The organism is Bradyrhizobium sp. B117 (genome assembly GCF_038969555.1).
GTDB lineage: Bacteria > Pseudomonadota > Alphaproteobacteria > Rhizobiales > Xanthobacteraceae > Bradyrhizobium.
The window spans coordinates 5,168,915-5,191,193 of sequence record NZ_CP152414.1 but is presented as its reverse complement, the minus strand read 5'-3'; the positions used below and the strand labels follow the sequence as shown (position 1 = coordinate 5,191,193).

23 protein-coding genes, 1 tRNA gene and 1 pseudogene are annotated in these 22,279 nt (G+C 64.6%); 14 read left to right on the top strand and 11 right to left on the bottom strand.

Going from position 1 to position 22,279, the window contains the following annotated elements:
- The first annotated feature begins 113 nt into the window (after positions 1–113).
- Together AAFG16_RS25480 and AAFG16_RS25475 are read left to right on the top strand one after the other, a co-directional pair.
- Positions 114–1,496, top strand: a complete 1,383-nt coding sequence (locus tag AAFG16_RS25480) for a hypothetical protein (protein ID WP_342729743.1) — start codon at positions 114–116, stop codon at positions 1,494–1,496.
- Positions 1,497–1,597: 101 nt separating this feature from the next.
- Positions 1,598–1,978 (top strand): hypothetical protein, encoded by a 381-nt coding sequence (locus tag AAFG16_RS25475; RefSeq protein ID WP_283079144.1) that lies wholly within the window; start codon positions 1,598–1,600, stop codon positions 1,976–1,978.
- Here the strand turns inward: AAFG16_RS25475 and AAFG16_RS25470 are convergent.
- Entirely contained in the window at positions 1,938–3,602 is a 1,665-nt protein-coding gene (locus AAFG16_RS25470; protein WP_283086966.1) for a beta-(1-6) glucans synthase, read from the bottom strand. The genes AAFG16_RS25475 and AAFG16_RS25470 overlap by 41 nt on opposite strands.
- Positions 3,603–3,824: 222 nt before the next feature.
- Between AAFG16_RS25470 and AAFG16_RS25465 the strand changes: the two genes are divergently transcribed.
- The 3 genes from AAFG16_RS25465 to AAFG16_RS25455 all read left to right on the top strand — a co-directional run bounded on the left by AAFG16_RS25465 (position 3,825) and on the right by AAFG16_RS25455 (position 7,701).
- Positions 3,825–4,421, top strand: a complete 597-nt coding sequence (locus AAFG16_RS25465; RefSeq protein WP_283079143.1) for a beta-1-3, beta-1-6-glucan biosynthesis protein — start codon at positions 3,825–3,827, stop codon at positions 4,419–4,421.
- A gap of 218 nt (positions 4,422–4,639) precedes the next feature.
- A complete protein-coding gene (locus AAFG16_RS25460) occupies positions 4,640–7,309 on the top strand; it encodes a glycosyltransferase (protein ID WP_342729740.1) in 2,670 nt (889 codons plus the stop codon).
- A 316-nt stretch (positions 7,310–7,625) separates the two neighbouring features.
- Positions 7,626–7,701: transfer RNA gene (locus AAFG16_RS25455), tRNA-Lys, on the top strand.
- Between the two features lie 15 nt (positions 7,702–7,716).
- On the opposite strand, the gene AAFG16_RS25450 is transcribed toward AAFG16_RS25455, so the two are convergent.
- Both AAFG16_RS25450 and AAFG16_RS25445 read right to left on the bottom strand, forming a co-directional pair.
- Positions 7,717–7,869, bottom strand: a complete 153-nt coding sequence (locus AAFG16_RS25450; RefSeq protein ID WP_342729738.1) for a hypothetical protein — start codon at positions 7,867–7,869, stop codon at positions 7,717–7,719.
- An 81-nt stretch (positions 7,870–7,950) separates the two neighbouring features.
- The gene (locus AAFG16_RS25445) at positions 7,951–8,607 is read right to left on the bottom strand and encodes a methyltransferase domain-containing protein (protein ID WP_342729736.1); all 657 of its coding nucleotides are present in this window, start codon (positions 8,605–8,607) and stop codon (positions 7,951–7,953) included.
- 125 nt (positions 8,608–8,732) lie between these two features.
- On the opposite strand from AAFG16_RS25445, the gene AAFG16_RS25440 reads away from it, so the two are divergent.
- The gene (locus AAFG16_RS25440) at positions 8,733–8,903 is read left to right on the top strand and encodes a hypothetical protein (protein ID WP_283079140.1); all 171 of its coding nucleotides are present in this window, start codon (positions 8,733–8,735) and stop codon (positions 8,901–8,903) included.
- 190 nt (positions 8,904–9,093) lie between these two features.
- On the opposite strand, the gene AAFG16_RS25435 is transcribed toward AAFG16_RS25440, so the two are convergent.
- Positions 9,094–9,327: a hypothetical protein gene (locus AAFG16_RS25435; protein WP_342729734.1), complete on the bottom strand. Its 234-nt coding sequence runs from the start codon at positions 9,325–9,327 to the stop codon at positions 9,094–9,096.
- A 203-nt stretch (positions 9,328–9,530) separates the two neighbouring features.
- Here AAFG16_RS25435 and AAFG16_RS25430 point away from each other — a divergent pair, with 203 nt between their 5' ends.
- Both AAFG16_RS25430 and AAFG16_RS25425 read left to right on the top strand, forming a co-directional pair.
- Entirely contained in the window at positions 9,531–9,689 is a 159-nt protein-coding gene (locus tag AAFG16_RS25430) for a hypothetical protein (protein WP_342729732.1), read from the top strand.
- A 114-nt stretch (positions 9,690–9,803) separates the two neighbouring features.
- Positions 9,804–9,962 carry a hypothetical protein gene (locus AAFG16_RS25425; protein ID WP_283079139.1) on the top strand — a complete coding sequence of 53 codons (159 nt, stop codon included), beginning with the start codon at positions 9,804–9,806 and terminating at the stop codon, positions 9,960–9,962.
- A gap of 82 nt (positions 9,963–10,044) precedes the next feature.
- On the opposite strand, the gene AAFG16_RS25420 is transcribed toward AAFG16_RS25425, so the two are convergent.
- The 3 genes from AAFG16_RS25420 to AAFG16_RS25410 all read right to left on the bottom strand — a co-directional run bounded on the left by AAFG16_RS25420 (position 10,045) and on the right by AAFG16_RS25410 (position 15,051).
- Positions 10,045–10,230 (bottom strand): hypothetical protein, encoded by a 186-nt coding sequence (locus AAFG16_RS25420; protein ID WP_283079138.1) that lies wholly within the window; start codon positions 10,228–10,230, stop codon positions 10,045–10,047.
- Between the two features lie 663 nt (positions 10,231–10,893).
- Positions 10,894–11,577 carry a hypothetical protein gene (locus tag AAFG16_RS25415; RefSeq protein ID WP_342729730.1) on the bottom strand — a complete coding sequence of 228 codons (684 nt, stop codon included), beginning with the start codon at positions 11,575–11,577 and terminating at the stop codon, positions 10,894–10,896.
- A 366-nt stretch (positions 11,578–11,943) separates the two neighbouring features.
- Positions 11,944–15,051, bottom strand: coding sequence for a DEAD/DEAH box helicase (locus AAFG16_RS25410; protein WP_342740966.1), 3,108 nt, complete (start codon positions 15,049–15,051; stop codon positions 11,944–11,946).
- A 694-nt stretch (positions 15,052–15,745) separates the two neighbouring features.
- Here AAFG16_RS25410 and AAFG16_RS25405 point away from each other — a divergent pair.
- Positions 15,746–15,985 (top strand): hypothetical protein, encoded by a 240-nt coding sequence (locus AAFG16_RS25405; RefSeq protein ID WP_342729728.1) that lies wholly within the window; start codon positions 15,746–15,748, stop codon positions 15,983–15,985.
- A gap of 265 nt (positions 15,986–16,250) precedes the next feature.
- The gene (locus AAFG16_RS25400; RefSeq protein ID WP_342729726.1) at positions 16,251–16,433 is read left to right on the top strand and encodes a hypothetical protein; all 183 of its coding nucleotides are present in this window, start codon (positions 16,251–16,253) and stop codon (positions 16,431–16,433) included.
- A 39-nt stretch (positions 16,434–16,472) separates the two neighbouring features.
- Here AAFG16_RS25400 and AAFG16_RS25395 read toward each other — a convergent pair whose 3' ends face one another.
- Together AAFG16_RS25395 and AAFG16_RS25390 are read right to left on the bottom strand one after the other, a co-directional pair.
- Positions 16,473–16,865, bottom strand: a complete 393-nt coding sequence (locus tag AAFG16_RS25395; RefSeq protein WP_235546306.1) for an NUDIX hydrolase — start codon at positions 16,863–16,865, stop codon at positions 16,473–16,475.
- Positions 16,866–16,972: 107 nt separating this feature from the next.
- The gene (locus AAFG16_RS25390) at positions 16,973–18,058 is read right to left on the bottom strand and encodes an AI-2E family transporter (RefSeq protein ID WP_342729724.1); all 1,086 of its coding nucleotides are present in this window, start codon (positions 18,056–18,058) and stop codon (positions 16,973–16,975) included.
- Between the two features lie 145 nt (positions 18,059–18,203).
- Here AAFG16_RS25390 and AAFG16_RS25385 point away from each other — a divergent pair, with 145 nt between their 5' ends.
- The 3 genes from AAFG16_RS25385 to AAFG16_RS25375 all read left to right on the top strand — a co-directional run bounded on the left by AAFG16_RS25385 (position 18,204) and on the right by AAFG16_RS25375 (position 20,999).
- On the top strand, positions 18,204–18,425 hold the full coding sequence (locus AAFG16_RS25385; protein ID WP_283079134.1) for a hypothetical protein: 222 nt from the start codon (positions 18,204–18,206) through the stop codon (positions 18,423–18,425).
- A gap of 127 nt (positions 18,426–18,552) precedes the next feature.
- A complete protein-coding gene (locus AAFG16_RS25380) occupies positions 18,553–18,780 on the top strand; it encodes a hypothetical protein (protein WP_342729722.1) in 228 nt (75 codons plus the stop codon).
- A gap of 170 nt (positions 18,781–18,950) precedes the next feature.
- Entirely contained in the window at positions 18,951–20,999 is a 2,049-nt protein-coding gene (locus AAFG16_RS25375; protein WP_342729720.1) for an acetoacetate--CoA ligase, read from the top strand.
- Between the two features lie 102 nt (positions 21,000–21,101).
- Here the strand turns inward: AAFG16_RS25375 and AAFG16_RS25370 are convergent, their stop codons facing one another.
- Entirely contained in the window at positions 21,102–21,314 is a 213-nt protein-coding gene (locus AAFG16_RS25370) for a hypothetical protein (protein ID WP_342729718.1), read from the bottom strand.
- Positions 21,315–21,522: 208 nt separating this feature from the next.
- Between AAFG16_RS25370 and AAFG16_RS25365 the strand changes: the two are divergent.
- Positions 21,523–21,826 (top strand): annotated as a pseudogene (locus tag AAFG16_RS25365) (hypothetical protein).
- A gap of 106 nt (positions 21,827–21,932) precedes the next feature.
- On the opposite strand, the gene AAFG16_RS25360 reads toward AAFG16_RS25365, so the two are convergent.
- The gene (locus AAFG16_RS25360) at positions 21,933–22,169 is read right to left on the bottom strand and encodes a hypothetical protein (RefSeq protein ID WP_283079129.1); all 237 of its coding nucleotides are present in this window, start codon (positions 22,167–22,169) and stop codon (positions 21,933–21,935) included.
- Between the last annotated feature and the right edge of the window lie 110 nt (positions 22,170–22,279).

The window sequence follows — 22,279 nt, the reverse complement described above, 5'->3', positions numbered from 1 at the left end:
CATGGGCGCCTTGCTACCTCCGCAAACGCCCGGAATTCAAGTGCGACGGGGTTTTCCTGTTAATGTTCCCCATTGATTCGGGGATGCCCGATGGGGCTGGGCACTTAACGTTCATGGCAAAGGATTCCGACCCACTGGCGGATGCCTTCGGCACCAAGGAGACCGGCGGGCTGTTCTCCGCACTTCTGGCCGAGGAAAGCACAGTCGATCGCAGCACGATGTGGCGGCTGGGCACGTGGGGCGTGGCGGCCGTCGGCGCCGTCGTGGTGGCGGTGATGGCCAATCAGGCCCAGCTCGGCTGGCGGCGCGATCAGGTCGCCTCCGCCGATCTCGCCCGCCAGGCCGACCGGCTCAAGCTGCTGACCAAGGAGAGCCAGAACGAGGCGCGCCGGCTCGCCGCCGCCATCGAGACGCTGAACACCGATCGCGACCGGCTCTATTCACGCGTCACCGTGCTCGAGCAAGGGCTCGATTCCGTCACCGGCGCCATCGCCAGGCAGACCGCCGCGACGCCGCAGGCGGCAAAGCCCCAGGACGCCGCACCCGCGGCCCCGAGCGTCGCGCCGGTTGCCTCGACGCCGGCCCCCGGCAGTGACAAGCCGCGCACCGAGGCGTCCAGGGACACCTCGAAGGACACTCAGAAGGAAGCTGCCAAGGAACCGGCAAGCCCGCCGCCGCAGACCGCGGCCGCCGCCTCGCTGGTCCAGCAGGCGCCGGCGAATTCGGCGTTGCCGGCGATTCCGCTGGTGCCGTCCAAGTCGATCATGGCGCCGCCCGATCCGGCTGCATCGAAATTGATGCAGCCCGAGGCGACCGAGAAGGCCGCCGAGAAGAAGACCGAGCCAGCGCCCGTCCCGACCGAGGTCGCGGCCGCGTCAGCCAAGCCGCCGGAAGCCACCGAGAGCGAGGCGCCGGCGATCGCGGTCCAGCAGACGCGCTTTGCGATCGACCTCGGCGGCGCCAATTCGATCGACGGCCTGCGCGCGCTCTGGCGCGGCGTGACCAAGACCAACCCGGAAGTGGCGGGCCTGCGACCGATCATCATGATCAAGGAAGGCAGCAGCGGCCTCGGAATGCAGCTTCGCCTCGGGGCCGGCCCGCTGATCAACGCCGCCGCCGCCGCAAAGCTCTGCGCGGGCCTCACCGAAAACGACCGTCATTGCGAGACCACCGTGTTCGACGGCCAGCGGCTGTCGATGCGCGGCGGTTCGGACAAAGGGCAAGAGAAGGGACAAGAAAAGGGACAGGAGAAATCTCAGGACCGGGTCCAGGAGAAAAACTCCGAGAAGAACCAGGAGGGCGTCCCCCAAGCCGAGACCGCCCCTGCTCCCGCACCGGCCGCCAAACCGGAGAAGCACCGCCGCAGTTACTCCTCAAAACGCTCGTCGAAGCGCGAGGAGCCCACGCCTGCGCCTGCGGCGCCCCAGCCAACGGCTCAGGCAAAGCCGGAGACCGCGTCGGCAGGATCGACATTGTCGTCGTTCTTCAGGCGGTAGGCATCTCGCCAATTGATTTGGCCGGAGATCCTTGCGTCAATTCGCAGGAAACCCGGCTCTCCCCTGTTGCCCCCTCCCTTCATCCCGACCATATTGCGCCCATGACAAAAAAGCCTTTTCGCCTCACGCCCTACCAGGTCCAGTTCCTGATCGTGGTCGGCTTCGCATCGGTCGGCTACGCGCTCTATCTGCGCTATCTCGGGATCGAGCTCTCGACCGTCGGGCTTGCCTGCGACGCCGGCCTGCAGACGCTGATCTGCAAGGCGCGTTCGGTCGCGACCGTGCTGTTCAAGAATTCGGTGTTCGGGATCGTCGCGCTGGTGGCGGCGACGCTGAACCTGATGCGACCGTCGATCGTGCTGCTCACCGTCGGCATCATCGCCGCCGGGCTCGGCATCGTGCTCTACAATGTCGTGCTGTCGGGCCTTGCGATCGGCCTGCTCATTCTTGGATTTGCTCGGCCCGCGCCCGCCACAGCGTGAGCGCGAACAAGAGATAGATCGCGCAGGTCCACAGCGACTGCCAGTTCTCGCGGCCCTCGTTGAACAGCACATAGACCGCCGAGAGCGCGAGCACGCCTGCGAACACCGCTTCCGCGATCGGACGCTGGCCGATCTGCGGCCGGTTCAGCATCAACAGCGCGAACGGCACCACCGCCATCGTCAGCGAGGCGTAAGGGAAGTCGTGGTAGCGCGGGTCGAACACGAAGGCGAGCGCGGTCTGCGCCGCGATCACCGCCGTCAGCGCCAGCGTGAGACCCAGCACCGCCGTCAGCTTCGACCATTTCCGCCCCTCGCGCGGGCCGAGCAGATCGAGGAAGGTCGGCAGGCTCCGGCCGATCACCATCGCCTGCGCGCAGAAGATCGGCGACAGGATGCCGGCGAGCAGCAGCGCACCCCAATGCAGCCAGCCGCCGATGCCGTAACTCTCGTAATACATCTTGTCGGCGCCGATCCCGAGCAGGATGCCCGCAGATGTGGCCGAGATGGCGACGCCGAGCCAGGCCGAGAAGCGCGGCGTCCACGGCCGCCGCCGCAGCGTGATCAACGCCACCGCGAACACCAGCACGGACAGGCCCATGCCCGCGCCCATGTACCATTTCCAGTACGGGAAATTGCTGATCGGCTGGCCCGGCGGATATTTCAGGTTCCTCCGCACCGAGTCATAGAGGCCCCAATAGCCGCCGACGGTGCCTTCCAGCTTGCGCTTCCAGGGCTGGTCGTAGGACTCGATCAGATTGACGCGGAATTTCTGCGCCTTTGCGAGGCTGAGGATTTCCGAGACGACGCGCGCCTGGTTGGTGCGCGAGGGCAGCGCGCCGTCGCGCATGCGGCCTTCGCTCGGCCAGCCGGTCTCGCCGATCAGGATTTCCTTGCCCGGAAACGCCACCGCCATGCGCTCGCGGATCGTCTCGACATGGGCGGCTGCGAATTTCGCCTTGACCGGGAAATCCTCCCAATAGGGCAGGATGTGGATCGTGACGAAATCCACGGCGTCATAGACCTCGCGGTTCTTCAGCCAGAACTCCCAGACGTCGGCATAAGTGACGGGCACGCTGACCTGCGCCTTCACCGCACGGATGATGGAGACGAGGTCCGCCGTCGTCATCTCGCCGCGCAGCAGCACCTCGTTGCCGACGATGACCGCGGTGATGACCTCAGGGAATTGCTTGGTGAGACGGACGGCGAGCGATGCCTGCTCGAAATTCTTGGTGCGGTTGCTGGACAGCCAGATGCCCTGCAGCACCTTGATGCCGCCGACCTTGGCGGCGATCGCCGGCACCTGGTCGAGCCCGTTCTCCATCGAATAGGTGCGGACGCAGTCGGTGATCTCCTTGAGCTGGCGCAGGTCCTGCTCGATCTGATCGGCCTCGATATGGGTCCAGGCGTTCAGTGGCGACTGCTCGCCGCGGAACGGCGCGTAGGAGACGCATTGAACCTTCTCGGCGGGATCGATCGGCGCGCGCGCGAGCGTGATCGGCGTGGCCAGCCACCACCACACGGCAGCAATCACACCCAGTGAAACGAGCAGAAGCGCCAGTGGCGTACGAAGAGAAATTTGTTCCGTCCTCCGCGAAGGGCCGTCGATTACCTGCTCGCACGCCATCTGCCAAGGGGGCACTCCAGGTGGATCCCCCGCGCCCCCAAGGAATTTACCTGCGGCCGTTCGACAGAGGCCTAGGATCGTGACTTTGCTGGACAAAATTCCAAATACAGGTCATGGGACTCGGCGGGACTTTTCCGCCGCATTGGAGACCCATTTGGACGCCATGACCGGCGCGTCCGCGGGATCCTGACGCGGGCGGTCAGCGGAGAAATTGGGGAATTCATGCGGCAACGGGTGCGTCAGTTACGAAATGCGGTCCTGCGGCAGTTCGCCGCCACCTTGGCCGCTTCCTCCCTGGTCGTCATGGTCGGTTTCGGTGGCGCCTTCGCCCAGAGCGGCGCGCCGGCTCCGGACCAGGGCAAAGCCGCCGCCCAGCCCGCCGACGCAGCCGCCAAGGACGCCGCCCAGAACCAGCGCCGCACCGACGAGTTCGCCGAAGCCGCCCAGGTCATCAACGGCCCGGCCGGCAATCCCGAATGCGTCTGGCTTGGCCGGCGCGTGGTGCGGCTGATGTGGCGGGATGACCTCGATACCGCATTCCGCCATCTCGACCTCTACGACCGCTTCGGCTGCCCCGGCGGCCACATCCAGGCCGCCTTCCGCTGCCTGACCCGGTTCGGGGGACAGATCGATCCCAAGGTCGCCGAGACCCTGGACAGCCGCGTGCATGCCTGCTGGATCAACCCGGCGTCCCAGCCGCAACAGGCGGCGGCCGCGGCCTCCCAGCCGGCGGCGGCGACGTCAGGCAATTCGCAGGCTCCGCAGCCAGCCGCGAGCCCCTCGCCTGCGGCAAGCCCGGCACCGGCGCCGCAGAAATAGTCGGAAGGCACCTTCAGCCGCCGTTCAGGAACGATCGTCCAGAGAAACGGTTGGCACTGCCGCGCATTTCCTGAAAAGGCCATGCCCTCATAAGGACATGAGGCCATGACAGTTGTGAAACCGCGCGGCAGAGGTATGCTCCATTTGCCGCGGACTCGGTCGGATCTCGGGGTCGGATCCGCTTCCCTGCCATCTCAGCCCCTTTTGGTTTAGCCGCGATGCGCGTTGTCGCCGCCGTTCTGTTGCTTGTGTCCGTGCTTCACGCGGGGCTGTGGGGAGTCTTGCGCGACAGGGAGCCCGCACCCGACTTCAAAGGCCTCCTGCCGAGCGTGTCTTATGCGCCGTTCGAGGGCTCGGCTCACCCCGATATCGACAACATCCCGACCATCGAGAAAATCCGCGCCGACCTGAAGACGCTGTCGACCATGACGCGCGCGATCCGTCTCTATTCGTCCACCGGCGGCGTGGAACTGGTGCCGCCGATCGCGGCCGAGTTCGGCCTCAAGGTCACGGTCGGCGCCTGGATCGACAAGGACAAGGACCGCAACGAGCGCGAGATCAAGGCCGCGATCGAGCTCGCCCGCAAGAACAGTAACGTCGTCGGCGTCGTGGTCGGCAACGAGGTGATCTACCGCGGCGAGCAGAAGGTCGAAGACCTCATCGACATGATCAAGAAGGTGAAGGGCGCCGTCCGCGTGCCCGTCACGACAGGCGAGATCTGGAACATCTGGCGCGACAATCCCGACCTTGCCTCCAACGTCGATTTCATCGCCGCCCACGTGCTGCCCTATTGGGAAAACTTCCGCTCCGACCAGGCGGTCGACCAGGCCGTCGATCGCTACAATCTCTTGCGCAACCTGTTCCCCGGCAAGCGCATCGTGATCGCCGAGTTCGGCTGGCCGAGTCAGGGCTACAATTTGCGCAACGCCGATCCGGGTCCGTTCCAGCAGGCGCTGACCTTGCGCAACTTCGTCAGCCGCGCCGAAGCCATCGGCATGGAATACAACATCGTCGAAGCCATCGATCAGCCCTGGAAATACTTCGAAGGCGGCGTCGGTCCGTACTGGGGCATCCTCGACGCCAGCCGCGAGCCGAAATTCGCCTGGACCGGCCCGGTCGAGAATCCCGACTACTGGAAGCTGATGGGAATCGCGCTACTGGTCGGCATCCTGCTGTCGCTGCCGATCCTGCGGCTTGAAAAGCCGACCGCGAAGCAGGCCTTCCTGCTGTCGGCGACCGCCAACGGCGTCGGTGCCTGGACCGCGACCGTGTTCGCGTTCTGGAACAGCCACTATTTCATCTTCGGCTCGGCCTTCGCGCTGACGCTCGGCATGATCCTCCTCGTTCCGCTCGTCCTCATCGCGATGGCGCGCATCGACGAGATCGCGGCCGTCGCTTTCGGCCGGCCGCCGCAACGGCTGCTCACCAAGGGCAAGCCGGCCGAGAACGTGCCGGAGAATTACTACCCGAAGGTCTCGATCCACATTCCGGCCTATTTCGAGCCGGTCGAGATGATGAAGCAGACGCTCGATGCGCTGTCGCGGCTGAACTATCCGAACTACGAATGCGTCGTCATCATCAACAACACGCCGGATCCCGCCTTCTGGCAGCCAATCCAGGACCATTGCCGCGCGCTCGGTGAACGCTTCAAGTTCATCAACGCCGAGAAGGTGCAGGGCTTCAAGGCCGGTGCGCTGCGCATCGCGATGGACCGCACTGCCGTCGATGCCGAGATCATCGGCATCATCGATGCCGACTATGTCGTCGATCCCGACTGGCTGAAGGACCTCGTGCCGGCTTTCGCCGACCCGCGCGTCGGCCTCGTGCAGGCGCCGCAGGAGCATCGCGACGGCGACCTGTCGATCATGCACTACATCATGAACGGCGAATATGCCGGCTTCTTCGACATCGGCATGGTCCAGCGCAACGAGGTCAACGCCGTCATCGTGCACGGCACGATGTGCCTGATCCGCCGCGCCGCGATGGACATGGCCGGCGGCTGGTCGTCCGACACGATCTGCGAGGACTCTGATCTCGGCCTTGCGATCCAGGAGCTCGGCTGGGTCTCGCACTACACCAATCACCGCTATGGCCGCGGCCTGCTCCCCGACACCTATGAGGCCTTCAAGAAGCAGCGTCACCGCTGGGCCTATGGCGGCCTCCAGATCGTCAAGAAGCACTGGCGGCACTTCCTGCCCGGCAAGAGCCGGCTGACGCCCGATCAGAAGCGCGAATACGGCCTCGGCTGGCTGAACTGGCTGGGTGCTGAAAGCCTCGGCGTGGTCGTGGCGCTGCTCAACCTCGTCTGGGTGCCGATCGTCGCCTTTGCCGACATCGCCATCCCCGACAAGATCCTGACGCTGCCGATCATCGGCGCCTTCATCGTCTCGCTGGCCCACTTCCTGTCGATGTACCGCGCCCGCGTCGCGATCAAACCCGGCCAGATGCTGGGCGCCATGATCGCGGCGATGAGCGTGCAATGGACGGTGTCGCGCGCGGTGGCGCAAGGCCTGATCACCGAGCACATCGCCTTCGCGCGCACCTCCAAGGGCGGCCTGTCGCGGATGTCGATCGAGTTCCAGGCGTTCTGGGAAGCCGTGATCGGCATCCTTCTGCTGGTCGGCGCCGGCGTGCTGGTCGCCTCCAACAGCTTCCGCCAGATCACCGAGATCTACATCTTCGCCGGCGTGCTGGTGCTGCAGAGCCTGCCGTTCCTCGCGGCGGTGGCGATCGCCATCCTCGAGCTCAGCCGCATCAACTCGTTCCAGTTCTGGCGCGACAGCGCGATCCGCACCGCCGAGCTGATTGGCCTGCGCCCCGTCGCCCTGCCGACCCCGGCCGGAACGCCGCAGCCGGTGCCGAGCGAGGTCCGGCGGGAGGCGAACTGACGGAGCGGCCCGGTCATCCAAGAGCCCGTGATTAAAAGTCACGTGCTCTTCGGCGTGGATGACGGCCCGCCAATCGGGTTGAAAAATCCGCCTTAAGTCACGGACACCGCGGGCAAATCCCCGCCTCTGCCGCCAGTTTCGGCAGCCACCCGCACTATTGACCTCCGCAGCCACTGCCCCTACACAGCGCGGGCCGAAAGCATGATCCGGAAACAGCCGGTTTTCCCCGCAGCGCCAAGTCAGACGTCGCGGCAAGACATGCTTCTCAAATGTCCGAAGGCGATGGTGATTTCTTCGAAGCCATCCGCGGCCATGGGAGCGCGTAGCTCAGCCGGTAGAGCACGTGACTTTTAATCACGGGGTCCTGGGTTCGAGCCCCAGCGCGCTCACCAAACAAGATTAAAGACTTAGGCCGAAACTCCAGCCGATAGAAAAGGCTCTGTGTCTGCAGATCGATTACGGCGATCGAGGATGGCCGCGCGATAGTTGCCGGTCATGATCGCAAGGCCCGCCCGCTCCTCTGGCGAAGTGGCCGCCAGATCCAGGCAGATGCGCTCCATGCGCGAGCTCGTCGATGTCCTGCTGATCCCGCCCCATGCGGCCGATCAACTCCGGTCGGCGGGATGTCGTCGAATTCGCAATCAACAGCGTTCGAACTTGAATTGCTGTGTTCCCCGCTCGGCAGGATCTGGGCCGCGCTCAGCAACGCGATAGCTCTTGTGCGCCTCAATGAAGGCTTGTTCGGAAATCCAAGTCCGATCGTATCTTACGAGCTTCTCCGACGAAGCGCGTAATGTGCCTGGACCGTTGTCACTCAGGTATGAAGTCTGCATCTCACGCCTGCTCTCATCGCTGAGCGGCACGCGGTGCCAAGCAAGCGCCGCCGGCCGCACCAGACAGAGGCTTCTGATGGTTTCGATCGGGTCGCGGACATACTGTATGGCTCCGTTCGAATGGACGAGATCGACGATCCCAAGCCAATTCGCGGCCTGCTCGATGCGCTCGAAAAACATCAACCGGTCAGTGGCGAGCTCCCGAGCGCGATGCACCATGGCCGGCGTCTCGACCACAGCCCAACGGATGTCCGGGCGCTGCTGGCGGGCAAGCTTGTAATGCAAGCCAGCCCCGCCGCCGAAATCGAGAACGGTGTTCACGCCCATGACGAGCGGCCAGTCCCCACTCGGCTCGTAGTTGATTGTCTTAAGGAAGATCGTCTCCACCAACTCTGGGTTTTCGTACCCCTCAATGACCTCCCGCGGCCGAAACAGCTTACGCTTTACTCTCTGAACGAAGTCCATACCGGTTGCTCCGGAATTACGGTGACTGCCCTCACCCTCGTCGGTTCCAACAGCCTGCCCCCAAAAAAGCCGGGAGACAACGCGCCGGAAGGGTGTAGGATTCAAGAAAATCAGGAGGGAGCGGCATGTTTGAAATCAGCGGTTTCGACACGGCAGGCGTCGTCAGCCTCAAGCGGCTGTCACTCGCGGCGGCCCTCAAGAAGGCCAGAGAGCTAGTCGCGGACGGCTGCTGGGACGTTCAGATCGTTGATCCAACCGGCCGGATCTACACCTCGTTTGAAGAGCAAGCCGCCTAAAGCGCGATCCGGACCCGAAGGGCGCGCGAGCGCAAAGTGCGAAGCGGTTTTCCGGAAAGATCATGCGTAAACAACAACCTAAAGCGCGATGACGATCCAAATCTCATCGCGTTTCAGCCGCTCCGCCTTCGCCATCCACAGATCTGCTCCCCATCGGATCGCGGGTGCGGGCTGACAGCGCAATCGATCGCTATCCCCCTCGGCCGACATTGGACGAGGCATTGTCCAGCCAGCGCTGCGTTGCTTCGTCGCTCCAGCCCGGAACTGCGAAGCGCGCCCGAGGATTCACGTCCGGGCCGGAACGATCGACCGCGGGATCGCGCGGGTGATGTGCACGGGAGCGATGCGCCGGCGCAGCGTTCGCAGCGGTGCACAGGACAATCAACAGACCCATCAACAGCCCCTTGGCGAGGACAGAGCGCATCGTATCAGCTCCTATCGGGCTACCGCCCGGGCTGATCTGATGTGCCGACGATCCCACCGCAACATGAGGCGGCATCACGGCTTGGCGATGGACGTTGCGCTCATGCGGCTCAACCGCCGATCGAACCACGGGCATAGGAACGTTTCCTTGAGTGGGGAATCTTACAGGCGCAAATCGATCCTGTGTTGCGCGTAGATCGAACGATGGAAAAAGCCCTTGCCTACGCCATCTCGGCGCTCCTCGTGGGCTTCGGTGCCTGGATACTGGTCGTTGGCCTTTCCTCCAGCTCGCCTGCCCTGTGGACCATCGTGGCGCTGGTCCCAATCACGATCGGACTCGTGAGCGCCTTTGGCCCCACGTGACTTGGGTCCGGTGTGACTTGATGGGGACAATCGGGGATGGGTCAGCGCGTCTGCATTTTCCGAATCGAGGTTCTGTGGTCGCTCCACTGATGGGTCGCGTTCAGAGGTGTAGGCGTGAGCCAGTTTCTATCGATGCTGCTGCTAGTTGCCGCCGTGGTTCTGACCGTCTGCTTCGGTGTGGCAGCCTGGCGCCTCTCTGACGAGAAGGAGCTCGAGGTCACTGGCCAGATCGCGCGTCAGTCCTACGACTGGAAGGCGCCTCCGACCCGCTAACCCCTCGCGCTCGACCTCCGCCGCAATGATCCGGCGACCGTCCTCGTAGACGGGTTGTAAGCCGTCAGCACCTCAGGCGGCCTTACTGTCCAGCGCCTTTGCGCCGCTCCAGCATCGCCATCTCGACTTGTTGCGCGAGCACGGTCAGATGATTGGCCAGCCGATCAAACAGCTCGCGCTTGGCTTTGTCGGTCGCAAGATCACGGATCAGTGCGCACTCGGCCGCGTCCGTGCGCAACTTCTCCAGCTGAGCCTCGTAATCTTTCATGGCTCGCCCTAGTTGCCATATTTTCCCGAATAATTTGACAGGGAAACTGCAGAGTCAATCGGGTTCGCGGGGCAAGACCTGGGAAGGCCTCACCGTTAACGAATCAGAGCCGCAAGACGGCCCCGGCCATGGGGGCTTTTGGGGGTGTAAGGCCGGGGCCGCTGGAGGTGCTCGGCCTTAGGGGAAGGCCCAAGCAGCTGGGAGCTTACCCTGAGATCGAAGCCGCGCTCTGTTCGTTTCAGCACATTCGAGACGTGTTCCGGGCAGGAACTCGGCGCGATAGAAATTGCCAGTTTTTCCCGACTCGATTCACATGCACAAATGCATTCGAGAAAATGATGCGGCTTACTTGGTGCGGCAGGTAAGTGGGAGGCTAACAGTGAGTGACAGAGTGCTGGCGCAGGCCAGATTTTTGGTTCGGACGGGAGGCGTCGGCTGGATGGTCTACGATCGAGAGCGCAAGGGGCCGGCGCTGATCGGAACGGACTGGGCAGCCAGTTTGACCAGGGAGCAAGCAGACGAAGCATACCGGGTGCTCTCTGAATTCAGCGGAGGACAATTGAAAGATTTGATCTCAGAAGCGGCGCGCCAACACGAACCGGCGATCCCTAGTCGACAGGGGCGACGGCCAGCTTGATGCGGACATGGTGCCGCGATCTGCCCTCAGCTCTCCGGAGCCGAAGACGCAGCCGGCGTGCTCAGCGGAGCTCCTCCGACGGAAACAGGTCCGAGTGGCCCGACAGGCCCGACTGGCTTCGACTGCCGCACCAGCCGCTTGCGCATCGCGGCGGACAGCCCATAGCGGGCATTCGCGTGTCGAATGGACGACGTGACGTCCGACATCATCGTGTTTTGCAGCGTATCGACCTTCGCGATCAGCGTGGAGAGCTGCGACGATATCTTCCTCACATCGACCCGCTCGTCCGTGATGCTCTGGCGCAGGGACAGCAGCACCATCGAGTCCTGCTGGAGCAGAGCCGCATTTTGCTGCACCAGATCGTTGTTCGCCTGCAGCGAAGCCGTGTGTTGCTGCTGGGCCGATTGAATGTCCTTCAAGGCCGCGACGACCGGATCCGGTTTCGGTGCGGAAGCTTTCGGGCGCGGAAGCAGTTCGGCCAGACGGCCGACATCTAGCGACGGCAGATCGGACGGCAGCGTATAGATCGCCGCCGCGCCATTGATGGCCAGGGCACACACGGCCAGGGCCACCGCCGACTTCCGGCTGGAAGGCCTGATCGGGACTTCGGCTTCCAGGCTTGCGGGTTCGGGCGCTGCGGCGAGCGCGAGCGCTTCGGGATCGAGTTGTTCGACAAGGCCTTGCGCTTCGGGTGTCGTGGTCACTGGCATTGACCTCAAATGAGCGAGCAAAAGGAAGCCGACGCTGGAACGTCCTCGCGACGAGTCCTTTACGCAGCACCCACTTACACAACTGCCTAAAATTGTGGGCTTTTTTGATTAATTCCACGTTAGCGGCGTAGCCGTCTGACGGGCCTCGCCACCCCCGGCCGATTACGGGGTCCATGCGATGGAATGAGCTGCGCCGAAAATGCGCTCCTGCGGCCTCGCAGAGCTACAACGGATTTTCCGAATATTGCCAGAATGCCACTGTTTTGCCCGACGTGTCAAACCGATCTTTTAGCCGGATTGCACAAGTCATTGTGCCGGCTGTAGTTTGCTACTGTGCATGGGGTTGTTTTCGCGTTTTGAGGCGCCCTACCCCTCGTCCAGCACCTCGAACAACTCCTCGACCCGCTCGAACGGCGCGTCCTGCATCTTGGCGTGATACACTACGCGATCGCCGTCGCGTTGCAGTGACTTTCCGCGCGACTTGCGCAGCCGCCCCGGCAGGAACGTCGCGGCGACCGCTTCGGGGCCGACGTCGAGGCGAATGATGCCTCTGCGCTTGCACTCGATCCTGAGCCCGGCCGCGGCGAAGAAATCGCGCGCGGCCTTCGGCAGCGGCCCGAAGCGGCGGGAGGTTTCCTCCTCGAGGTCGTCGATCTCGTCCTCGCTGCCGCATCGTGCGGCGCGCGCATAGAGCTCGAGCCGCACCGGCTCGGACTGCACATAGGTCTCGGGCAGCATGTCTCCGACCGGCAGGTTCAGGTCGGGCACCCAGACCGCGGCACGCTCCTCGTCGACCTTCTCCGAGGCCATTTTCAGAAGGTGGCTGTAGAGCACGGGCCCGAACACCTGGACATGGCCGGACTGCTGCTCCGAGAACAGGTCGCCGGCGCCACGCAGATCGAGGTCGCGCTCGCTGATGGCAAAGCCCGCGCCGGGCCGGCTGAACTCCTCGAGCACGGCGAGCCGCTTCTCGGACTGCCCGGACGCCGTCTCGGTCAAGAGATGGGCGAAGGCGCGGATACCGCTGCGGCCGACCCGGCCGCGGAGCTGGTGCAGCTGGGCGAGGCCGAATTTTTCCGGCCAGCACACCACGATGGTGTTGGCGCGGGGAATGTCGAGGCCGCTCTCGACGATGTTGGTGGCGAGCAGGACGTCGGCTTCGCCCTCGACGAAGCTCATCATGCGGTCGTCGATCTCCTCGGCCGGCAGTCTGCCGTGCAGACAGACGATGCGCAGGTCCGGCGCCACCGCCTGCACCCGCGCCAGCATCGGCTCGAGGTCCTGGATGCGCGGGCAGATCAGGAAGCTCTGCCCATGGCGCCGCTGCTCGCGCAGCAGCGCAGACGCAATGGCCGCATCCGACAGCGGCGCGATCCTGGTTGCGACCGGCAGCCGGTGCACCGGGGGCGAAGCGATCACGCTGAGGTCGCGGAAGCCGGCAAGGCCGGCGGCGAGCGTGCGCGGGATCGGCGTCGCGCTCATCATCAGCACATGGACGTTCTTGGCGAGCCCGGCGAGCTTCGCCTTCTCGGCCGCGCCAAAATGCTGCTCCTCGTCGATGATGACGAGGCCGAGATCGTCGAACCTCACGTCCTTGCCGGTCAGCGCCTGCGTGCCGATCACGACCTTGATGCGGCCGCTGCGCAGGCCCTCCCTGGTCTCGCGCAGCGCCGCGCCTGATGTGGCCCGCGACAGGTTGCCGACGTCGATGTCGAATGGAGCGAAGCGCTTCTGGAACGTTGCGGTGTGCTGCCGTGCCAGCACGGTCGTCGGCACCGCGACCGCCACCTGCCTGCCCGAAAGCACCACGGCGGCGGCCGCACGCAGCGCCACCTCGGTCTTGCCGAACCCGACATCGCCGCAGACCACCCGGTCCATCGGGTGACCCGAGGCGAGATCATCCAGCACGTCGCGGATCGCGTTGGCCTGATCGACGGTCGTGAAGTAAGGGAAGCGCGCGACGAACTTCTCGTAGGCCGATCCCGGCGGAACCAGCTTTTCTCCGCGCCGCCGGCGGCGCTGGCTGATGTGCTTGGCAAGCGCCTTGCCGGCGATCTGGATTTCGCGCTCGGCTTCGGTGCGGCGGGCCCACCAGGTGCTGCCGTCCGCCTTGTCGAGCGCCAGCTTGCCGAGCTCGGCTGAATAAGGCCACATCAGCGCCAGATCCGGCGGCGGGACCAGAACCGCATTGTCGCCGGCAAAGGACAGCCTGACCATCTCCCGCAGCGCGCCGCCGCCGGTGTTCACCGTCTGCAAGCCGTCAAGCACGGCGAGACCGCGCTGGAGATGCACGACCACGGTGCCCTGCTCCGGCACGTCGGCATGGTCGAACGCCGCGCTCCAGGCGCGCGCCATCGGCTGTGCGTGATGCGCCCGGCTGCCGAGCACGTCGGACGCGGTCACGACGACGAGAGGCTTTTTCCCGGGCACGATGAAGCCCGCATCGAGATCGGCCAGGAGCGAGGCTTCGCCGCCCCGCCCGCTCGCGGCCTCGTCCCAGTCGTCGCAGCGCTCCGTCTTGACGCCGCTCATCCGCTCCATCACGCGCAGATCGTCCTCTTGCGCTGCGACGAAGATCAGCCGCGAGCCGGCCCGTTGCACGTCCTCGACGAAGGCGCGCAGCACCTTCCGCGCGGACGTGACCTTCGAGAAGTCCGGCACGGTCTGGAGGGCGGCCGTTCGCGGCAGCACCTTCATGCCCTTCGAAAGCTGCTTCCAGTCACGCTGTCCGAGATATTCGCGCTCCCGCTCCGCGCGCGGCGCCGCCTCCTCGATCGTGCTCAGCCAGCCGTCGGCATGCGTCGGGACGCCGGCGTCGGCGATCCATTTGGCGCGACCGCAATAGTCGAACAGGCTCGCGCGCTTGCCGCGTTTGCCGGCGAAGGCGAGCCGCTCCGACATGGGATCGACGAGCAGCTCTTTCGTCTCGAAGATGATCTCGTGCTCCTTCGGGTCGAACGCCACGATGCGGTCGATGGTGCGATCCGAATGCTCGATCCGGAACGGGCCGAGCGCGCCGGCAGGGAAGATCTCGAAGGTCTGGCCGTGAAACAGCGCCCCGCCCGGATAGTCCGGTTCGTCGTCGAGATCATATCCGAGTGACTGAAGCCGCGCCTCGAGCTCGGGCTCGGAAAACGCGCCGCCCACCTTCAGGCTCACGCTCAGGCGCGACAGGCTCGCAGGCGGCGGCAGGCGCTCCATCACGGCTTCCGCCGTCGCGACGAGAAATACTGGCTTCCTGGATTTGGTGAGGCGTCGCAGCACGGAGGCTCTGCGCCCCGCGAGCTCGTGGGACGGCTCGAGCTGATCGAACGGCAAGGTGTTCAGGCGCGGAAACACCAGGACCTCGCAGGACGGATCGAGCGCGTGGATGATGCTGCCGAGCCGCTCCGCCCTGGTCTCGCTCTCGGCGAGAAAGACGATGCCGCTCTGCCCGGACTGTTTCCATTGTGCAAGCAGATGCAGCGCCAGCAAACCGAGAGGCGACGAGGACGAGATCGTGGCGCGCTGCGATCCTTTGCTCTTCTTGGGCGATGTCTTGGTCACCCGCGCTTTTTTGGCAAGCCTCACTTGAACCCGTCTCTGGTCGTCAACTGAACGCGCGCGGTCCGCATGTCGATTCGGCGGCGCGCCGCCCTGCATATGGGATTTGTCCTGCGAACGCACGCCTCCTGGCAACGTTCGGGCCGCCGTCGCGCTGCTAAATATTTAGCTGTTGACCAAGCCCAGCCGGGAACTCGCCCCCTTGCTCAGGGTGCGATCGAAGGCGCGCATGGCACGCACAAAAAACCCCAGCGCTTGGAGCCACGCTGGGGCGTTTCGTTCAAAATGAATTGGTCAAGCAACGACACCCTCATAGCAGCGATTTCGCTCGGCGCTTGTGAACTGGTTCACATCTGGCGCGGCAAAGCAAACGACCCCAGTGCGGGGGGCTACTGAGGTCGCCAACCTTGTGGGAAGGTTTTCTCGCGGCCCGGGGGCTTGGGGGGCTTGGGGATGGGCCGGGAGCCCAGAGTCTACGCTTTGCGCGCGCAGTCGTTCCAAAGCCGGAGTGCCGGAAGTTCGCTTGGCTTGGGCCGGCCATTATGGCGGAACGGGGTACCGGAGCCCCCCCGTTTGAGCGTTCGCGCGAGCGGCGCTAGGATCGCGCTTTTTCATGGGGGCTCATTTGAAACAGATCATTATCATTGCGGCCATTGCACTGTCTTTTGCGGCTCCTGCGCGGACACAGCCGCTGGTCGATCCCAACAAGGTTGCCCCCGGATACCGCGAAGCCGCCGAGAAGCGTCGCGCCGAGCAGTTGCGACAGCGCGAATGCGCCATCAAGGCGGATCTCGAGAAGGTGCTGCCGAGGGATCGCACCGCCTATCTCAATCATTGCCTGGACATGATGGCGGCCAAGCAATAGCGGCCGATGATGTCGCGCGTTCGCGGATGGCGGGCTTTGGCGGCGCGAGCGCATGCCGCGCTGACAGACGACGCGCGCGATGAGTTCTGGAGCGCGTTCAAACTTTCTTCAGACATTTGGGATCAGCTGACGATCCATTTCCGTCAGTCATTGTTGTCCGCGCATGAGTTCGGTTCAGATTCAGTGCACGCGGTGCAAGAGCGTATTCCGCGATCGTGCTGGGCGGTTGCAGGATGGCTATTCCAGGCAATGTCCGAGCTGCGAGGTGGTGCTGTTCTTCGCCGAGGACTCCCAGCACCCGTTCATCAAGCGTGCGATGCGTAGCGCGCGCCAGGTTCGCAAGGAGCTGCGCGAGGCCGAAGCGGCCAGGCTCCTCGCGCCGGAGACGCAAGCAGCGTCGCCACGGTCGTTCGAAGGCCGCAAGCGGTCGGCGGGCAGATCGGATTAGAATCCGCCCTGGCGCAGGCGATTTGTCGCAGCCGCGCCGCTACCGGCGCGACCGCTTCCGCGGAAACAGGCGATCGCGGATGTAGCGCGAGGTCGCGGTCAGGCGGATACCGCGCGGCTTCTGCCAGGCGGCGCGGTCGATCTCGTTCTTGTCGCCGATCGCCAGCCTGCCCTTGGCGTTCTTGGCGATGAAGATCGCATCGCTCATCTTGCGGCCCGAGCGCTTGTTCCTGGCCGTCACTTCCTTCCAGAGGCTGATCCTGCCGAGCTTGAGCTTGGGCAGCTCCTCCTTGATCTCCCGCCGCAGACAGTCCTTGTCGGACTCGCGCGCACGCTTGCGGCCGCCCGGGAACATCCAAAGGCCGTCCGATCGCCGTCTGACCAACAAAACCTTGCCGCGCTTGGCGGCGACGAGCTTGGAAGACTTCGCCATTACTTTCGTAGACTATTGCAGGCTCGAAACAGAATCTCGCATATCGTAACTTGTCTAGCTGATTAGACAAGTTCGGCGGGACCGTTGATCACAGCCTTGCGGGACGCTCAGCCCTCGCCCGTCTCCGCGCGGTCCTCGGTCCTGATCCAGGCCATCATCATCTCCCAGGCGACCGACAGGATGATCGGCCCGATGAACAGGCCGACGATGCCGTGGGCGAGCGTGCCGCCGATCACGCCGACGAAGATCACGATGGTCGGCGTGGTCAGGCCGCGCCCCATGACGAGCGGCTTCAGCATGGTGTCGATGAAGCCGACCAGGACGAGAAACACGGTGAGCAGCAGCGCCGTGGTGACGTCCTTGGCAGTCCAGATCCAGATGATGACCGGCAGCAGCACGAGGAAGGCGCCGATCTGCACGATCGAGAGCAGCAGCACGATGAAGGCAAGCAGGCCCGCGCTCGGCACCGCCGCGAGCTTGAAGCCGATGCCGGCGAGCAGCGCCTGCACGATCGCGACACCGATCACGCCCTGTGCCACGGCGCGGATGGTCGCGCCCGCCAGCCCCAGGAAATGCTCGCTCTGCTCGGGCACGATGCGAAACAGGAAGCCGCGGCCGGCCGCGACCAGCCGCGGCCCATGCGGAAACAGGAAGCCGGCCACGAACACCGAGACCAGGAACTGGAGGGTGCCGACACCGGCATCGCCGGCGAGCGACAGCAGCGGTCCCGCCAGCGGCTGGAGATACGGCGCCACCTCGCGCAGCACAGCGCGGATGTTGTTGTAGGCCTGCTCCCAGAGCTCATAGAGCCACGGGCCGACGACCGGCCAGGATTTGAGCTGCTCCGGCGCCGACTGGAGCGCGAGATCGCCGGTGCCGAGCTGTCGTGCCAGTTCGCGCACGCCATCCACGGCGCTGATGCCGAGCCAGGTCGCCGGTCCAATGACGATGCCGAGCGTGATCAAGGTGAGGATCGCAGCCGCGGTCTTGGGCCGGCCGCCCAGGACTTTGGCGACCCAGCTGAACGCCGGATAGAACGCGACCGCGAGTACGCCGCTCCAGGCCAGGATCGGCACGAACGGGCGAATGATCAGGAAGGTCCAGATGATCAGCAGGCCGAGCAGGACGACCCGGATCAGGAGCTGGATGATGTCCTCTCCCGTCAGGAGCTGACGGAGGCTTTTCACTGGCACGACCTTCCTTGCGGTATCAACGCGGGGTTCCCAGACTTGCGCAACCTTGGCGTTATTGCCAGCCCGGCCACCGGCGTCAAGACAACTGGCCTGTCCCGCGCCTCGGTGATTAGGAACGCATCGGGCCCATCTGCATTCCGCGGTGATGGCGTCCGCTCCCAGACAGCCCGATGAACATGCGGGAATCCACCGCGGCATCCACTATTCGCTGAGACGGAACGGCGCGCCCGGCTATTGGCGCTACGCCTACGCCATTGGCGAGAAGATCCATTCCGGCCGGGTGCAAGGCAGGCTGGCGCTGCTCGCCATCAGGCGCGTGCAGATGCGCATCGACCGGGACATGCGGAATGGTCAGACCAACGAATGACCTTGCGGCGGCAGCACGGCGTCCGGGCTTGGCTAACGCCCGTTAACCGGATTTCCCACGCCCGGTTTACGCCGCCGCAAAGGCCCGTGGCTACCGTGGATCGAGGTCCCAAAAACATTCCGTGCAAATGGCCAACAGCATCTGGACGATCGAAGAATTCACCTGTGCGGGTTGCAGCATGAACTACACTGCGACACGCGAGGAGCACGCCGAAGCGCACTCCGGCAGCTTCAAATGCAGCATCTGCAGCGGCGTGGTGCACAGCTGGTCCGGCAAGCATCACTTCTTCGGGTGGCAAGCTGTGAAGACCAAGCCCCCCGTGTTCGGACGGCGCTGGGCCGGCGTGCAGTGGTAGGCTGAGACGACGCTCTCGGTCGCGTAGCGCGGATGGAGCGCAGCGAAATCCAGGCTACCGATTGAGGCGACGACACCTCCATGCCGTCATTACGGCCTGCGCGAACTGCGGCTTCTGCTACTCTGCGGCACGGGTTAGATTCCCCTCCCCGCAATTGAAGCCGATATGCAATGACCGCTCCCTTCGTTCCCCAGATCGCCCTCTACCGCAACTGGCTCGCCGAGCAGCGCAGCCTCACCTTCGCAAGCTATGAGGAGATGCGGCAGTGGTCGGTGCGCGATCTCGATGCGTTCTGGCGCAGCATCTGGGACTATTACGATCTGCAATCGCCGACGCCGTTTGAGGCCGTGATCGCCGAGCGCAAGATGCCAGGCTCGGTCTGGTTTCCCGGCGCGCAGGTCAACTACGCGCGGCAGGTGTTCCGGCATGTCGATGCGGCGCAAGCCGCCGGCCTGCCCGCGATCGTCAGCAGCGGCGAGGACGGCAAGCTCACAGAGACGAGCTGGCCGGAGCTGCGACGCAAGGCGGCCGCGCTCGCGCTGCATCTGAGGGAAAAAGGCGTCAAGCCGGGTGATCGCGTTGCGGCGTACCTTCCCAACATTCCCGAGACCATCATCGCGTTTCTCGCCAGCGCGAGCATCGGCGCGGTCTGGAGCGTCTGCGCGCCCGACATGGCCGCGCCCGCCGTGATCGACCGCTTCAAGCAGATCGAGCCGAAGGTGCTGATCGCCTGCGATGCCGTCACCTATGCCGGGCGGCGGCACGACCGGCGCGATGTGGTGGCCGAGCTGCGGCAATCGCTACCGACGGTCGAGCACGTGATCCTGCACACCGAAACCGGCGGTGGCGCCGCGCCTGACGCCCTGCTGTCCGATCTCCTCGCCAGGACGGGCGCGGCGGTCGACGCGTTCGAGCCGATGTGGCTGCCGTTCGATCATCCGCTCTGGATCGTCTACTCCAGCGGCACCACAGGCCTGCCGAAACCGATCGTGCACGGCCATGGCGGCATCGTCATCGTGGTGCTGGCGCTGCTCGGCCTGCACAATGACCTCGGCTGCTCCTACCACGAGAATTCTTTCGGCGAGCGCTATCACTGGTACTCATCGACCGGCTGGATCATGTGGAACAGTCAGGTCGGCGGCCTGCTCAGCGGCACCACCTGCTGCATTTTCGACGGCAGCCCCGGCGGCACCAAGGACAAGCCGGACTGGGGCACGCTGTGGCGCTTCGTGGCGCAGTCGAAAGCGACCTTCTTCGGTGCCGGCGCGGCGTTCTTCGCCAATTGCGTCAAGGCCGAGGTCGATCTTGCCGCCGCCGGCGATCTGTCGCGGTTGCGCTGCCTCGGCTCGACCGGCTCGCCGCTCAGCGCCGATACGCAAGCCTGGTTCAACGATTGCTTCGCGGCGCTGTCGAAGACCAACGGCAGCAAGGCGCAGGCCGATATCTGGTGGGCCAACATCTCCGGCGGCACCGATTTCGCCGGCGCCTTCATCGGCGGCAATCGCGAGCTGCCGCAGACGCCGGGCGCGATGCAGTGCCGCCTGCTCGGTGCTGCCGTCGAAGCCTTCAGCGAACAGGGCCGCGCCGTGATCGACGAGGTCGGCGAGCTCGTCTGCACCGAGCCGATGCCGTCGATGCCGCTCTATTTCTGGAACGACAAGGACGGTGCGCGCTATCGCTCCAGCTATTTCGAGACCTATCCGGACAACTTTGACGGCAGTGGCCGCGGGCCGGTGTGGCGGCACGGCGACTGGCTCAAGATCAATCCGGACGGCTCCTGCATCATCTACGGCCGCAGCGATGCGACCATCAACCGGCACGGCCTGCGCATGGGCACCAGCGAGCTCTATTCCGCGATCGAGGTGCTGCCCGAAGTGCTCGATAGCCTCGTCGTCGACCTCGAATATCTCGGCCGCGACAGCTACATGCCGCTGTTCGTCGTGCTGCGCGAAGGTGTCACCTTCGACGGCGCGATGCAGGCCAAGATCAACAAGGCCATCGAAGCCAGCCTTTCGCGGCGCTTCCTTCCGAACGAGATCTTTGCCGTATCCGAGATCCCGCGCACGCTCTCCGGCAAGAAGCAGGAGCTGCCGATCAAGAAGCTGCTGCTCGGCCAGCCCCTCGAGAAGGTCATCAACAAGGAGGCGATGGCCAATCCCGCCTGCCTCGACTGGTATCTGGAATTCGCGCGCAAATATCTCGCGCGGACCGCGGCATGAGCCGCCTGAAGCGCGATGCGATCGGGATCGTCATCGCGCTTGAGCTTGTTGTTGGCGCATGATCTTTTCGGATAACCGCTGCGCACTTTTCCGGATCATGCTTCAGCCGCCGCCGAAGTTGGACGGATCCAAATTCCTGTTCTCCGATGGCGGGATCGGTGGATAGCCGGGAAACTTGTACCAGCCTGGCGGCACCGGTGCGTCCTCGGCCGGACGAACCACGACATGCTGGCGCGAGTGGGCGTGACGGGCCGGCGCAGCGACAGCCGGCGCCGCCGTTGCGGTCACCAGAACCAGGATCAGGACAGAGCGCATCGATCGGTGCTCCAGACGTCCACCCGCAACGTCATGTCGTTGCTGACCATGCTGCGCCCCACGGGCTCCGCGGCTCACAATCGGTCACATCGACGGCATCGACCGTGCCGCCGGCTCGAAAGATCGGCCCAATTGCGCCGACCGCGTTTGGAGTCCGTTCACCGATCGCCGCTAGATCAGGATGGATCTCTGCAACGAATATTTTGCCATGGCCGACCTCAACGCCGTCCTCACCAGGCTCAACGACCGCCTGCTCCGCCTCGAGGGGGAGCTGTTCGTGCTGCGCTCGCCTGGCGCGCGCGACGCTGACGGCAGGCGACGACCACGCGGCGCGGATGCGCAAGCTGGTCGAGGCCGCCAAGGTCGCGCTCGACGACGAGGCCAAGCGTGAGCTCGACAAGCCGACGCGCAAATATGTCGATGCGGCCACCGCGCTGGTGGAGGAATTGCTGGTCGAGCCGACCCCGGCACGGCCGCTGTTCACCGTCATCGACGGCGGCCGGCGCGACTAAAGCGCAATGAGATCAGGATGAATCGTCATCGCGCTTTAGCCTGTCTTTTTTGCGCATGATCTTTCGGAAAACCGCTGCGCACTTTTCCGGATCATGCTTTGCTCCGTCAGATTGGCTGGCGGCCGCCCGATGTGGCGGAATCGCCGGCCTTCAGCCGGCTGAGACCCGCCTCGATGACGGCGATCTCCTCGTCGATCTTTTCGATCGGCTCGCTGAAATCGTAGCCCGACCTACTCTTCAGATCGACCGCAAGCCGCTGCCTGTGCATCATGAGCTGGTCGAGCCCACGGCGGTTCTTCAGCCGCACATAGGCGTCCACGATCTGCTCAATTGCGCTCGGCATGAAATCGATCCCGGCAAAAATGCCCGCGCGGCGCACCCACGCCGGCGGGACATTCTTGGTGTCGCGGTACGCAATACAAATCCGCGACGGATTCGTCGATACGACAGCCA

Excerpts from the sequence above, each read along its gene's own strand:
- AAFG16_RS25480 (WP_342729743.1), top strand. The coding sequence starts at position 114 with ATGGCAAAGGATTCCGACCCACTGGCGGATGCCTTCGGCACCAAGGAG.
- AAFG16_RS25475 (WP_283079144.1), top strand. The coding sequence starts at position 1,598 with ATGACAAAAAAGCCTTTTCGCCTCACGCCCTACCAGGTCCAGTTCCTG.
- AAFG16_RS25470 (WP_283086966.1), bottom strand. The coding sequence starts at position 3,602 with ATGGCGTGCGAGCAGGTAATCGACGGCCCTTCGCGGAGGACGGAACAA.
- AAFG16_RS25465 (WP_283079143.1), top strand. The coding sequence starts at position 3,825 with ATGCGGCAACGGGTGCGTCAGTTACGAAATGCGGTCCTGCGGCAGTTC.
- AAFG16_RS25460 (WP_342729740.1), top strand. The coding sequence starts at position 4,640 with ATGCGCGTTGTCGCCGCCGTTCTGTTGCTTGTGTCCGTGCTTCACGCG.
- AAFG16_RS25450 (WP_342729738.1), bottom strand. The coding sequence starts at position 7,869 with ATGGAGCGCATCTGCCTGGATCTGGCGGCCACTTCGCCAGAGGAGCGG.
- AAFG16_RS25445 (WP_342729736.1), bottom strand. The coding sequence starts at position 8,607 with ATGGACTTCGTTCAGAGAGTAAAGCGTAAGCTGTTTCGGCCGCGGGAG.
- AAFG16_RS25440 (WP_283079140.1), top strand. The coding sequence starts at position 8,733 with ATGTTTGAAATCAGCGGTTTCGACACGGCAGGCGTCGTCAGCCTCAAG.
- AAFG16_RS25435 (WP_342729734.1), bottom strand. The coding sequence starts at position 9,327 with ATGCGCTCTGTCCTCGCCAAGGGGCTGTTGATGGGTCTGTTGATTGTC.
- AAFG16_RS25430 (WP_342729732.1), top strand. The coding sequence starts at position 9,531 with ATGGAAAAAGCCCTTGCCTACGCCATCTCGGCGCTCCTCGTGGGCTTC.
- AAFG16_RS25420 (WP_283079138.1), bottom strand. The coding sequence starts at position 10,230 with ATGAAAGATTACGAGGCTCAGCTGGAGAAGTTGCGCACGGACGCGGCC.
- AAFG16_RS25415 (WP_342729730.1), bottom strand. The coding sequence starts at position 11,577 with ATGCCAGTGACCACGACACCCGAAGCGCAAGGCCTTGTCGAACAACTC.
- AAFG16_RS25395 (WP_235546306.1), bottom strand. The coding sequence starts at position 16,865 with ATGGCGAAGTCTTCCAAGCTCGTCGCCGCCAAGCGCGGCAAGGTTTTG.
- AAFG16_RS25385 (WP_283079134.1), top strand. The coding sequence starts at position 18,204 with ATGGCGTCCGCTCCCAGACAGCCCGATGAACATGCGGGAATCCACCGC.
- AAFG16_RS25380 (WP_342729722.1), top strand. The coding sequence starts at position 18,553 with ATGGCCAACAGCATCTGGACGATCGAAGAATTCACCTGTGCGGGTTGC.
- AAFG16_RS25375 (WP_342729720.1), top strand. The coding sequence starts at position 18,951 with ATGACCGCTCCCTTCGTTCCCCAGATCGCCCTCTACCGCAACTGGCTC.
- AAFG16_RS25370 (WP_342729718.1), bottom strand. The coding sequence starts at position 21,314 with ATGCGCTCTGTCCTGATCCTGGTTCTGGTGACCGCAACGGCGGCGCCG.
- AAFG16_RS25360 (WP_283079129.1), bottom strand. The coding sequence starts at position 22,169 with ATGCCGAGCGCAATTGAGCAGATCGTGGACGCCTATGTGCGGCTGAAG.